At 72.6% G+C, this 12,039-nt stretch carries 11 protein-coding genes and 1 tRNA gene; all 12 read left to right on the top strand.

What is annotated here, in order from left to right:
* Positions 1-26: 26 nt before the first annotated feature.
* The 12 genes from HQQ78_RS04745 (at position 27) to dacB (ending at position 12,033) form a co-directional block, all read left to right on the top strand.
* Positions 27-1,109: a TadA family conjugal transfer-associated ATPase gene (locus HQQ78_RS04745; protein ID WP_173151266.1), complete on the top strand. Its 1,083-nt coding sequence runs from the start codon at positions 27-29 to the stop codon at positions 1,107-1,109.
* Positions 1,106-2,158, top strand: coding sequence for a type II secretion system F family protein (locus tag HQQ78_RS04740; RefSeq protein ID WP_173151264.1), 1,053 nt, complete (start codon positions 1,106-1,108; stop codon positions 2,156-2,158). The genes HQQ78_RS04745 and HQQ78_RS04740 overlap by 4 nt, the downstream gene beginning before the upstream one ends.
* 102 nt (positions 2,159-2,260) lie before the next feature.
* A complete protein-coding gene (locus tag HQQ78_RS04735; RefSeq protein WP_173151263.1) occupies positions 2,261-2,539 on the top strand; it encodes a DUF4244 domain-containing protein in 279 nt (92 codons plus the stop codon).
* Between the two features lie 50 nt (positions 2,540-2,589).
* Positions 2,590-2,919, top strand: coding sequence for a TadE family type IV pilus minor pilin (locus HQQ78_RS04730; protein ID WP_148053633.1), 330 nt, complete (start codon positions 2,590-2,592; stop codon positions 2,917-2,919).
* The gene (locus HQQ78_RS04725) at positions 2,916-3,296 is read left to right on the top strand and encodes an Rv3654c family TadE-like protein (protein WP_173151259.1); all 381 of its coding nucleotides are present in this window, start codon (positions 2,916-2,918) and stop codon (positions 3,294-3,296) included. Before HQQ78_RS04730 ends, HQQ78_RS04725 begins: the two co-directional genes overlap by 4 nt.
* Positions 3,297-3,455: 159 nt before the next feature.
* Positions 3,456-6,380, top strand: coding sequence for a type I DNA topoisomerase (gene topA / locus HQQ78_RS04720; protein WP_371740355.1), 2,925 nt, complete (start codon positions 3,456-3,458; stop codon positions 6,378-6,380).
* Positions 6,381-6,420: 40 nt separating this feature from the next.
* Complete coding sequence (locus HQQ78_RS04715) at positions 6,421-7,569, top strand: DNA polymerase III subunit delta' (RefSeq protein WP_159826189.1); 1,149 nt, start codon at positions 6,421-6,423, stop codon at positions 7,567-7,569.
* 129 nt (positions 7,570-7,698) lie between these two features.
* Positions 7,699-8,361: a TetR/AcrR family transcriptional regulator gene (locus HQQ78_RS04710; protein WP_055971509.1), complete on the top strand. Its 663-nt coding sequence runs from the start codon at positions 7,699-7,701 to the stop codon at positions 8,359-8,361.
* A gap of 57 nt (positions 8,362-8,418) precedes the next feature.
* Positions 8,419-8,494: transfer RNA gene (locus tag HQQ78_RS04705), tRNA-Thr, on the top strand.
* 197 nt (positions 8,495-8,691) lie between these two features.
* Positions 8,692-9,420: a hypothetical protein gene (locus tag HQQ78_RS04700; protein WP_173151255.1), complete on the top strand. Its 729-nt coding sequence runs from the start codon at positions 8,692-8,694 to the stop codon at positions 9,418-9,420.
* 68 nt (positions 9,421-9,488) lie between these two features.
* Entirely contained in the window at positions 9,489-10,472 is a 984-nt protein-coding gene (locus HQQ78_RS04695) for a Gfo/Idh/MocA family protein (RefSeq protein WP_173151254.1), read from the top strand.
* Positions 10,473-10,503: 31 nt separating this feature from the next.
* Positions 10,504-12,033, top strand: a complete 1,530-nt coding sequence (gene dacB, locus HQQ78_RS04690) for a D-alanyl-D-alanine carboxypeptidase/D-alanyl-D-alanine-endopeptidase (protein WP_173151252.1) — start codon at positions 10,504-10,506, stop codon at positions 12,031-12,033.
* Positions 12,034-12,039 lie beyond the last annotated feature (6 nt).

Here is a 12,039-nt window from a genome sequence, read left to right as displayed (position 1 = left end):
ACGAGACGCTGCCTACCGTCGGGACCATGTCCCATGCGCCTCAGGTCGACACCGCCGATCACCCGTCCCTCACCCTCCGTCACCCTCCCTCCCGCTTCGCCCTGCCTCCCGTGCCGGCACTCGGCCTGGACCGGGGTACAGACGCTCGATTCGGGGTACAAGGGCGCCTCGCTCGACCCGAGCGTTCCGCCTTCGGGCCCCTGGGGCGCCTCCTCGACGATCCGGCCGTCACCGACGTCTTCGTGACCGGCGGCGTGGGCGTCTGGGTCGATCGCGGCGACGGGGCCGAGCCCGAGACGAGCATCCATCTCTCCGAGGCATCGGCTCGGCAGGTCGCGGTACGCCTGGTCTCGCTCGGGGGACGCCACGTCGACGAGTCGAGCCCGTGCGTCGACGTGCGCCTGGGCGACGGTCTCCGGGTCCACGTCGTCCTGCCTCCGCTGGCGGTCGCGGGGACGGCGCTCTCGATCCGGGTGCCCCGGGTCGAGTCGATGTCGCTCCTCGACCTCGATCGTCGGGGGTTCTTCCCCGCGGGGGCCCTCGAGGCGGTGATCGGCTGCGTGGAGCGCCGTGCCAACGTCCTGGTCAGCGGGTCGGGCGGGGCCGGGAAGACCACGTTCCTCGCCGCACTGTTGTCCGAGGCTCCCGTCTCCGACCGCATCGTGACCATCGAGGACGTCGCCGAGTTGCGGCCACGCCATCCACACGTCGTGGCGCTCGAGACGCGGCAGCCCAATCTCGAGGGAGCGGGTGGAGTCGACCTGTCCCGTCTCGTCCGCGAGGCGCTGCGGATGCGACCCGACCGTCTCGTCGTGGGCGAGGTCCGTGGGCCGGAGATCCGCGACCTCCTCTCGGCCCTGAACACCGGGCACGACGGAGGCGCGGGCACGGTCCACGCCAACGGTCTGGACGACGTCCCCGCCCGACTCGAGGCTCTCGGGGCACTCGCCGGGCTCGGGGTGGACGCGCTCGCCCGGCAGGCCGTCAGCGCGATCGACGCCGTGTTCCACCTCGAGCGACGCGACGGTCGTCGGAGGCTCGCCGAGATCGGCCATCTCGCGGTGACGCCCGAGGGGCGCCTGGTCGCGCGGACGGGGTCACGGGGGTGACCGGTGGTCCGGGCCGTCGTTCCGGGAGTCCGGGCCCCGGGCGCCGGAGGACGCGGCGGTCACGACTCACGCCGGCCGCCGTCCTGGTCGAACGCCTCGCCGTCCTCATCGGTGCAGGGGTCGCGCCCGCGAGGGCCTGGGGCCACGTCGGCGCGGCCGAACCCCCGGGCGCGATCCGACGGCTCGCCGAGGCGGTCGCGCTCGACGGCGGCGACGGCGTCGCGGTGTCGACGAGCCTCGTGTCCCGGCTCGACACCCGACCCTTCGAGGGTGCCCAGGACCCCGACGGGCACGACCGCACCTGGAGGCAGGTCGCCTGCGCCTGGCGCGTGGCCGAGACGAGCGGGGCCCCGATGGCCGATTGCCTCCACTCCCTCGTGTCGGCCCTCCGGTCGGCCGACGAGGCACGCCGTGACGTCCAGGTCGCCCTCAGCGGGCCACGGGCGACCGCGAACGTTGTCCTCGCCCTCCCGCCGGTGGGCCTCCTCTTCTCCCTGGGGCTGGGCTTCGACACCGGTGCGGTGCTCGTCGGCACCCCGATCGGTTGGGCGTGCGTCGGTGTCGCCGGAGGACTCGTGATGGTCGCCCGTCGGTGGAACGCCCGACTCGTGCGGGGCGCCCTCCCGTCGTCGAGGGTGCCGGGCCTGCGCCCCGAACTCCTCGCCGTGGCGTTGTCCGGGGGAGCCTCGTGGTCGGCGGGCCTCGCCACCGTCGACGAGGCGATCGTCTCGTGCGGGATCGAGGCCTCGGTCACCGAACCACCAGGAGGCGCGGGCCCGGTCGGCGAGTCCGCCGACCGGGTCGAGCGGCGTCGGTGCGAGGCGGTCCTCGACCTGTCCCGTCGTGCGGGGGCACCGGCGGGGCTGCTCCTGCGCTCCGAGGCCCGCGAGCTGCGGCTGGAGGCCCGGACGGCCGCCCAGGCCGCCGCGGGCCGCCTCGGCGTCACCCTGATGCTGCCGCTCGGCGTATGCATCCTTCCGGCGTTCCTGGTCATCGGGGTCGTGCCGCTGGTCGTCTCGCTCGTGTCGTCCACAGCGGGTTCCTGGTGATCGGTCGTCCCCAGCGCGGAGCGACGTCTGCAGGCCGTCCGTGGAATGCCGCCAGGCTCGGAACGTCACCGATGAGGTGCCGACACCCACGAGAGGAACATCATGACCGTTGCCGAGACCCCGTCGCCCGCCGTCCCCACGTCAGGCCCTCCGTCCCCTGCTCGCCGTGCCTCCCCGGCCGGCCTCCTCGCCCCGTTCGGCCGCCTCGCCTCGGTCGCGCGTCGCGTCGCCCGGGCCGACGACGGTGCCGCCACGGCCGAGTACGCGATCGTGATCATGGCCGCGGTGGGCTTCGCCGGCCTGCTCGTCACGATCATGAGGTCGGACGAGGTCCGGAGCATCCTCTCCGACCTGGTCCGGTCCGCCCTGTCGGTCGGGTGATCGCCGTGGCGACCGGGGTCCGTGCGTGCCTCGTCCGTCTCCTCCGTCGAGTGGACGACGAGAGGGGAAGCGCGACGGTCGAGTTCGCGATGACGATGCCCGCCCTGATCATGGTCGTCTCGTTCGTCGCGGCGAGCCTGGGCGTGACCTCGCAGTCGGTCCGCCTCGCGGACGCCGCCGCCGTGGTCGCCCGCCAGACCGCCCGGGGCGACCGTGGTTCGGTCGGCCCGACCCTCGCCCGGCTGGCGCCGGGCGCGGCGGTGTCCGAGTCCGTCACCGCCGACCTCGTCTGCGTCGACCTCCGCCGGCAGGTACGGCTCGGTCTCGTCGGCGAGGTCGCGTTGGCCTCCCGCAGCTGCGCACCGCGGGCCGGGGGATGACCGTCCGCCAGCTCCTCGGGAGCGACCGCGGCAGCTCGAGCGTGCTGGCGGCCGGCGGGCTCGTGACGATCACCGTCCTCGCCGTCGCGCTCGTCGGATCGCACTCGGCCCTCGCGGTCCGGTCGCGCACGGCCGGGGCGGCCGACGCGTCGGCGCTCGCCGCAGCCGACGCCCTGTCGGGGGCCGTCGTCGGTGCTGCCTGCGACCGCGCCGCCGCGACCGCCGAGGCGAACGGCGTCTCTCTCTCGGCCTGCGTCGTCGCGGATGCGGAGGTCACGGTGGAGGTCTCGACGACCTTCGGTCCCCTCGGCGTCGGGGCCCGGGCGACCGCCGGTCCGCCGCCCGCGACGGCCCCGTCCCGGGGCGGCGGCCCGTGAAGGGGGCCCGGGCGTCGGGTGTGTATGGTGTGGCTGTCGGCTGCACGGCTCCCGACGTTCCTCGGGGTCGGTGGGAGCGATCGAGCACCCCGTCCTCGCCCTGCAGCCCCTCGCCCGGTCCGTCGGACCGGGTCGCCGCACCACCACCCAAGGAGTCCCGTGCCAGGCACGAAGAAACTGGTCATCGTCGAGTCGCCCGCCAAGGCCAAGACGATCGGGCAGTACCTCGGCGACGGATACGAGGTGCTGGCCTCCGTCGGTCACATCCGCGACCTCGTCGAGCCCAAGAACCTCCCGGCCGAGCTGAAGAAGGGGTCGATGGGCAAGTTCTCCGTCGACGTCGAGAACGGCTTCGAGCCCTACTACGTCGTCTCCGACGCCAAGAAGAAGACGGTCTCCGACCTCAAGCGCGCGCTGAAGAACGCCGACGAGCTCTACCTCGCGACAGACGAGGACCGCGAGGGCGAGGCCATCGCGTGGCACCTCCTGCAAGAGCTCAAGCCCAAGGTGCCGGTCAAGCGCATGGTGTTCCACGAGATCACCAAGGACGCCATCCAGAAGGCACAGGAGAACACCCGCGACCTCGACACCGCCCTGGTCGATGCGCAAGAGACCCGTCGCATCCTCGACCGCCTCTACGGCTACGAGGTCTCGCCCGTGCTGTGGCGCAAGGTCGGCCCCGGCCTCTCAGCCGGACGCGTGCAGTCGGCGGCGACCCGTCTCGTCGTCGACCGCGAGCGTGAGCGCCTCGCCTTCGTCTCCGCCTCCTATTGGGACCTCACCGCGACCTTCGAGCCCGTCGCGGCCGAGGGGGAGGCGAAGGTCGCCTTCGGGTCACGCCTCGTCCGCGTCAACGGAGGACGCGTGGCCGCGGGGCGCGACTTCGACGACCGGGGCCGCCTGAAGAACGAGGCCGTCGCGCTCGACGAGGCGGCATCGCGGGCGCTCGCCGAGGCGCTGGGTTCCTCGGACGTCGAGATCCTCGTCGGCTCGGTGGACTCGAAGCCCTACACCCGTCGTCCGGCAGCTCCCTTCACGACGTCGACCCTCCAACAGGAGGCAGCGCGCAAGCTGCGCTTCTCGGCCCGACAGACCATGAGCGTCGCGCAGTCGCTCTACGAGAACGGCCACATCACCTACATGCGAACCGACTCGCCGGCGCTGTCGCAGCAGGCGATCGGTGCGGCGCGCAGCCAGGCGGCCAAGCTCTACGGGTCCGACACCGTCCCCGACAAGCCTCGGCTGTACACGGGCAAGAGCAAGAACGCCCAGGAGGCGCACGAGGCGATCCGTCCGTCGGGTGACACCTTCAAGACGCCGTCCGAGATGCAGAACGTCCTGCGGGGCAACGACTGGAAGCTCTACGACCTCATCTGGAAGCGCACGGTCGCCTCGCAGATGGCGGACGCCAAGGGCTCGACCGCCTCGGTCGTCGTCGCGGCGACGACCTCGGGACCGGTCGAGGGCATCGCGCCCCGCGCCGCCGCCGGGACGCTCGCCGAGTTCGCCGCGTCCGGCACGGTGATCACGTTCCGCGGGTTCCTCAACGCCTACGAAGAGGGTCGTGACGAGGACCGCCACGGCGCCGCCGAGCCGGCCGAGGCCAAGCTGCCCCCGCTGACCGCCGGTCAGGCCCTCGGCCTCGACGAGGTCGAGGCGAAGGGCCACGACACGTCGGCACCGCCGCGCTACACCGAGGCGAGCCTCGTCAAGACCCTGGAAGAGCTCGGCATCGGACGCCCCTCGACCTACGCCGCCATCATGTCGACCATCGTCGACCGTGGCTACGTCACCCCTCGCGGAACGGCCCTCGTCCCGAACTGGATCGCCTTCTCGGTGGTCCGTCTGCTCGAGGACTACTTCGCCGACCTGGTCGAGTACGACTTCACGGCCAGCATGGAGGACGACCTCGACCTCATCGCCGGCGGCGACGCCGACCGCGTGGACTGGTTGAACGGCTTCTACTTCGGCAACGAGTCGCACCGTGGTCTCCGCAAGGTCATCGACAACCTGGGCGAGATCGACGCGCGCGACATCAACTCCATCGTGCTCGCCGACGGCGTGACCCTGCGCATCGGTCGCTACGGCCCCTACCTCGAGGCGCCGGGCGACGACCCCGAGACGCCCCGTCGGGTCAACGTGCCCGAGGACCTCGCCCCCGACGAGTTGACGGCCGAGAAGGCACGCGAGCTCATCGACGCCCCCGTCGTCGGCGACCGCGTACTGGGTCTGAACCCCGAGACGGGCAAGGAGGTCATCGCGAAGGACGGCCGCTTCGGCCCGTACGTGACCGAACGGACCCCCGAGTCGGCGACCGACGAGATCACGGCCGACCCGGCGACGGGAGAGGTGACCGAGCCGTCGTCCGCCGCCGCGGCGACCACGACCGGGGCCAAGAAGGCTCCGGCGAAGAAGGCCCCCGCCAAGAAGGCCGCCGCTCCGAAAGAACGCACGGCGTCGCTCTTCAAGAGCATGGGCGTCGACACGGTCGACCTCGACACGGCGCTGCGGCTGCTCGACCTGCCCCGGACCGTCGGCACCGACCCCGAGAGCGGCGACGAGATCCAGGCGCAGAACGGGCGCTACGGCCCCTACCTCAAGAAGGGCACCGACACCCGGTCGTTGACGAGCGAGGACCAGATCTTCGAGATCGACCTGCCCGGGGCGCTCGAGCTCTACGCCCAGCCGAAGTACGGTGCCCGCAAGGCCAGCAGCGCCCTGAAGGAGTTCGAGGCCGATCCCGTGAGCGGCAAGCCCATCAAGGTGAAGGACGGCCGGTTCGGCCCGTACGTCACCGACGGCGAGACGAACGCGACCATCCCGCGGGGCGAGACGGTGGAAGAGGTCGACTTCGACCGCGCCGTCCAGCTGCTCGCCGACAAGCGGGCCAAGGGTCCGGCCAAACCCAAGGCGGCCGTCAAGAAGGCTCCGGCCAAGAAGGCACCCGCCAAGAAGGCCACCACGGCAAAGGCACCGGCCAAGAAGGCCACCACCGCGAAGACGGCCACCGCCAAGACGACCACCGCGGCGAAGAAGGCGCCGGCCGCGAAGACGTCGGCCCCGAAGGCCCCGGCGGCCGAGTGACCGGCGGGGTAGGCCCTCGAGTCGAGGGCGCACGCTGACCATGCCCCTCTGGGAACACCTCACGGGTCAGCCCGACGCCATCGAGGCGTTGACCGCGGCGGCTTCCACCCAGCCCGGCAACGCCTCGATGACCCATTCGTGGCTCATCACCGGCCCGCCCGGCTCGGGTCGCTCCAACCTCGCCTACGCCTTCGCGGCCGCGTTGCTCTCACGAGAGCCGGCCGACGAGGAGGCGACCCTCCGGCAGGTCGCCGCGAGGTCGCATCCCGACCTCGCGGTCCTCAGCACGGAACGCATCATCATCACGATCGACGAGGTCCGGTCCCTGGTCGCGGCGAGCCAGTTCTCGCCGTCGGTGGGTCGCTACCGGGTGGTCGTCATCGAGGACGCCGACCGCATGACCGAGCGCACCTCGAACCTCCTGCTCAAGGCGCTCGAGGAGCCGCCACCCCGGACGGTCTGGCTGCTGTGCGCCCCGAGTGAGGCCGACCTCATCCCGACGATCCGCTCCCGCGTCCGCAGCGTGCGCCTCCGCATGCCCGCCGTGGCCGACGTCGCCGCGCTCCTCGAGGACCGCGACGGGGTGGAGCCCGAGATCGCCCTCGTGGCGGCCCGGGAGGCCCAGAGCCACATCGGCATGGCGCGGCGCCTGGCGCTCGACTCCTCGGCGAGGTCGCGACGTCGTCAGACCCTCGAGACCGCCCTGGGCATCCGCAGCGTCTCGGACGCCGTCATCGCGGCGGCGACCCTGCTCGCGGTGGCCGGCGACGACGCCAAGGCGATCACGGAAGAGCGTGACGCCGAAGAACGGGCGAGCGCCCTGCGCTCCCTGGGCGTCGAGCCGGGTGGCACCGTGCCTCCGGCGTTGCGAAGCCAACTGCGCGCCCTCGAGGACGACCAGAAACGCCGAGCGACCCGGAGCCTCCGCGACGGGATCGATCGCATCATGGTCGACCTCCTCTCGCTGTACCGAGACGTCCTGCTGCTGCAGCTGGGCGTCGACGAGCAGCCCATCAACGAGGCCATCCGGGCACAGCTCGACGCCGCCGCGACCGCTTCCACGCCGGCCGCGACCCTGGCCGTCCTCGACGCGATCGCCCTGGCCCGCCGCCGCATCGAGGCCAACGTGTCGCCGGCCATGGCGCTCGAAGCCATGCTGGTGGTCGTCAGCCGTCACGCCACCCGCTGACCCGCGCCGGCGACACCGGCGCCGGGGGACACCGGCCCGGCGGCACCGGCCCGGCGGCACCGGCGCGAGCGCCGGATCGGCGAGGGGGCGTCCACCCCTTTCCCCGGCGGCATGAGCGATGATGGCCTGATGAGCGACCCGAACGCCGCCCCCGGTCTGCGCGAGCGCAAACGTCTGGCCACCCGACGAGCGATCCAGGTCGCCGTCCTCGACCTCATCGTCGAACACGGGCTCGACGCGGTGACGGTCGACATGGTCAGCCGCCGGGCCGATGTCTCGCCGCGGACCTTCTTCAACTACTTCCCCTCCAAGGAAGAAGCCGTCGTCGGTGATCCGCCCGCGCTGCCGGACGGTCGAGACCTCGAGCGGTTCGTGGCCCAACGCGACGAGCCCGTGTTGTCGAGCCTGATCCAGCTGCTGACGCACGCCGTCGAGTCGGCCACGGTGGATCGCGAGCTGGTCGTCCTGCGCCGACGGGTGCTGCGGGCGCACCCCGACCTGCTGGCCCGTCGCATCGCGTCGACGCGCGTCTTCGAGGAGCGACTGACGACCGTCGTCGCGCAACGCATGGCGGCCGACGAGGGGGTGGCGGACGACGCCGTCGACGCCTCGTTGCTCAGCCGCGCGCACCTGGTGTCGCTGGTCAGCATCGCCACTCTCCGCCATGCCTGGGCCGAGTGGATCGACGACGACGACGTGGACCACCTCAGCGACATGCGGTACAGCCTGCGCGCCCGCATGGAGGCCAGCTTCGTCGAGCTCGGTCGCCTCGTGACGCGTGAGGTCCGCTGATCCTGTACAGTATCTAATCGTGCCGCGAGGCACGGGCAACCGGCCGAGGTCGGCCCCGCCGCTTTAGCTCAGTCGGTAGAGCGTCTCACTCGTAATGAGAAGGTCATCAGTTCGATTCTGATAAGCGGCTCCACCACAGCCCCGGGTCACCACGACCCGGGGCTGTTCTCGTCCGAGGGCGTGCCGTCTCGAGGCCCCGGTCCCGGTCCCTCCGCCCCCAATAGTGGTGATGGCGTCGTCGAGTTGTACCCCGAACGGCCCCCGGGCGTCGTGCCGTCGCCCTACGGTCGATCTGCGACGACCACCTGATCCCGGAAGGAGGTGGCCCGCATGCCCCTCCGAGTGATCTGCACCGCGCTGCTCGCCGCCGTCCTGGCGGGCATCCTCCTCGTCGTCTGGGCCGGAGGCGACTCCTCGGCCCTCGCGACGGCCGGCGTGGCCGACGGACCGACGACGGTGGTCCTCGCGAGCGGCGACCCCGCATCCGAGGCGGGCCCCACGGCCGAGGACGCGGGAGGCGCGGGGTGCGTCGACGACGCCACCGGCGCCTCCGTCCCCTCGCCCGCGCAGCCCGGCGCCGATGCCGGGAGCGGCGGGACGGGTGCCCCCGACGCGGCGAGCGGCGCCACGGGCACGACCGCCGCCGACCTCGACGCGTTCCGGACGGCGTACGACGAGCGGCGACAGGCGGCGTGCCTCGGGCTGCTGCCGGCCGCGAACGTGCGGTACGACGCGTGCCTCGAGCAGTACCTCTTCTGGGTCGCCGGCGACCCGAGCCCCGATCCGTTGAGCGCTTGGGGGCACAAGGGCGAGGTGGTCCGCAGCGACGGGGTGCCCCCGGTCGGCTGCGACGGCAACCTCGCGGGCGGCACGTCGACCACGGGCGACGTCGCCGCCGCCAAGTGGTGGGCCTCGGCCCCGCACCGCGACGCCGTCTACCGACCGGACTTCCGCGGAGACCTCGCCCACGCCTGTGTCGGGTTCGCCGCCGTGCACGGGGGAGCGCCGGACGACAGCCCGGACTTCGTCCGCTCGGCCAGTCGCTGGTACGCCTGCTGAACGAACCGGGGGACGGAGCCTCGTCCCTCGCGGGCCTCCCCGTCGGCGGTGACTGGTAGACAGTCCGCATGACACTTCGATGGGGAATCCTCGGCGCCGGCGGCATCGCCGCCACCTTCACGTCCGACCTGCAGGGGGCGGGGTCGACCGTCTCCGCCGTCGGGTCGCGAGACCTGGCCAAGGCGCGCGAGTTCGCCGACCGTGCCGGGGTCCCGGGGGCTCACGGCAGCTACGACGACCTGGTCGCGGACCCCGAGGTCGACGTGGTCTACGTCGCCACCCCGCACCCGTTCCACGCCGAGAACGCCCTGCTGGCCATCGCCGCCGGCAAGCACGTCCTCGTCGAGAAGGCCTTCACCGTGAACGCCACGGAGGCCGAGAGGGTCTTCGCGGCCGCTCGCGAGGCCGGCGTGGTCGTCCTCGAGGCGATGTGGACGCGGTACACGCCGCAGAGCGAGCGACTACGCGAGGTCGTGCGCTCCGGGGTCATCGGCGAGGTGCGCCTCCTGACGGCCGTGCACGTCCAGTCACTGCCCACCGATCCCCACCACCGCATCAACGACCCGGCCCTCGGCGGCGGGGCCCTGCTCGACCTCGGGGTGTACCCGGTGTCGTTCGCGGACGACCTGCTCGGGGCGCCCTCGACGGTCTCGGCAGCCGCCACGCTGAGCGACCAGGGCGTGGACGCCCGCGTCGCGATCCAGCTCGGTCACGAGTCGGGTGCGACGGCCCAGCTGTACGCCGCCCTCGACACCTCGGGGCGCAACACGGCGACGCTGCTGGGCACCGCCGGTCGCATCGACGTCGACGACACGTTCTACGCGCCCGGGGGCTTCACGGTGCGTGATCAGGACGACGCCGTGGTCGAACGCTACGAGGCCGACGAGAACGGGCTGAGGGGCATGCACCACCAGGCGCTCGAACTCGAACGGGTCGTGGCGGCGGGCGAGCGAGAGAGTCCGCTGCTGACCGCCGACGACGTCGTCGGCGTCATGCGCACCATGGACGAGGTCCGCCGACAGATCGGCGTGCGGTACCCCTCCGAGGGATGACGTGGGCACGAGGCTCCGTATGATGTCCTCGATGAGCGATCAGGGTGAGCCACGTCACGACCGTCCCGAGTCGACCACGGGGGGCGACGGCGTCGGCTCCGGCGACGCGGCGCGGGCCACGGGGGCGGGCGCCTCGGTGCGGCGTTGGGTCTCCTCGCGTCCGCGGGGGGTCGTCGTGACGGCGGGCGTCCTCGCCTTCGCGCTGCTCGGCGGCGGCGCCGTGGCCGCCGGGGCCGCGACGGCGCCCGACGCCGGGACGGCACGGGCCGCCGCGTCGAGCCCCGAGCCGGCGGTCACGGTCACCCCGACCCCGACCCCCTCGGTCGACCCTGCCCGTTCGGTTCCCGCCGAGATCCCGGGTGCCACGCGCCTCCGGACCTGCTCGGTCACCGGGGCCGCGTCCGACGCCCGTCTCGCCCAGTTCGAGGGCAGCGTGGTCAACGCCGCCACGGGCGAGGTCCTCTTCGACCGCAACGGTTCGACCCCGGCTCGCACGGGCAGCGTGTTGAAGACCCTGACGAGCGCGGTCGCCCTGTCGGTCCTCGGGCCCGACGCGCGTCTCACGACCCGGGTGACCGGCGACGCCGGGACGGGTGCCGTGTCCCTGGTCGGCGGCGGTGACGCCACGCTCAGCGCCACCGGCTCGAGCGTGTACGCCGGGGCCCCCACGGTGGCCGACCTCGCGACCCAGGTGAAGGCGTCGCTCGGCGAGCAGCCCCTCACGCAGATCACGCTCGACGCCACCTTCTGGAACCCCTCCGACAAGTGGGACCCGTCCTGGAAACGCACCGAGCAGACCATCGGGTACCACTCCGAGGTCACCGCGCTCATGGTCGACGGCGACCGGGCGAACCCCGCGGCCCAGACGAGTCCGCGCAGCACCGACCCCGTCGCCCGTGCCGGCGACGCCTTCCGCTCCGCGCTCGTCGCCGCGGGCGTCGTCGGCGCCGACTCCGCCACCATGACCCAGGGCGCCGCCACGAGCGGCACCGTGATCGCCCAGGTGTCGTCCCAGCCGGTCAGCCGCCTGATCTCTCAGCTGCTGCCGACCTCCGACAACACCCTCGCCGAGATGCTCGCACGCGTCTCGTCGAAGGCGTCCGGTGCCGACGGGTCGGCCGCGTCGCTCACCGCCCTCTACAAGTCCGTGCTCTCGTCGACCTACGGTCTCGACACGTCGTCGCTCACGATCATCGACGGGTCCGGCCTGAGCGAGAACGACGCCGTGCCCTCGACCTTCGTCGCGCGTCTGATGATCCAGGTCCTCAACCGCGAGCACGGCCTCGGCGTCGTCTACGACGCGCTGCCGGTGTCGGGCAAGACGGGCACGCTCGCCTCCCGGTTCACGGGCGCGAACGCCGTGGCCCGTGGTGCCGTGCACGCCAAGACCGGCTGGATCGACACGGCCTACACCCTGGCCGGCACGGTGGACGCGGCGGACGGCACGAAGCTCACCTTCGCCTTCTACGCGATCGGCTCCGTGCAGGACGACGCGCGGGCCGCCCTCGACACCCTGACGACGGCCGTCTACAACTGCGGCGACAACCTGGCCAACGGCTGAGGCGTG

The sequence above is a fragment of the Frigoribacterium sp. VKM Ac-2859 genome (assembly GCF_013204925.1).
Taxonomy (GTDB): domain Bacteria; phylum Actinomycetota; class Actinomycetes; order Actinomycetales; family Microbacteriaceae; genus Frigoribacterium.
Note: the sequence above shows the minus strand (reverse complement) of the source record. Positions and strands in the feature narration are given on the sequence as shown.

Excerpts from the sequence above, each read along its gene's own strand:
- dacB (WP_173151252.1), top strand. The coding sequence starts at position 10,504 with ATGAGCGATCAGGGTGAGCCACGTCACGACCGTCCCGAGTCGACCACG.
- HQQ78_RS04695 (WP_173151254.1), top strand. The coding sequence starts at position 9,489 with ATGACACTTCGATGGGGAATCCTCGGCGCCGGCGGCATCGCCGCCACC.
- HQQ78_RS04725 (WP_173151259.1), top strand. The coding sequence starts at position 2,916 with ATGACCGTCCGCCAGCTCCTCGGGAGCGACCGCGGCAGCTCGAGCGTG.
- HQQ78_RS04715 (WP_159826189.1), top strand. The coding sequence starts at position 6,421 with ATGCCCCTCTGGGAACACCTCACGGGTCAGCCCGACGCCATCGAGGCG.
- HQQ78_RS04710 (WP_055971509.1), top strand. The coding sequence starts at position 7,699 with ATGAGCGACCCGAACGCCGCCCCCGGTCTGCGCGAGCGCAAACGTCTG.
- HQQ78_RS04700 (WP_173151255.1), top strand. The coding sequence starts at position 8,692 with ATGCCCCTCCGAGTGATCTGCACCGCGCTGCTCGCCGCCGTCCTGGCG.
- HQQ78_RS04735 (WP_173151263.1), top strand. The coding sequence starts at position 2,261 with ATGACCGTTGCCGAGACCCCGTCGCCCGCCGTCCCCACGTCAGGCCCT.
- HQQ78_RS04745 (WP_173151266.1), top strand. The coding sequence starts at position 27 with ATGTCCCATGCGCCTCAGGTCGACACCGCCGATCACCCGTCCCTCACC.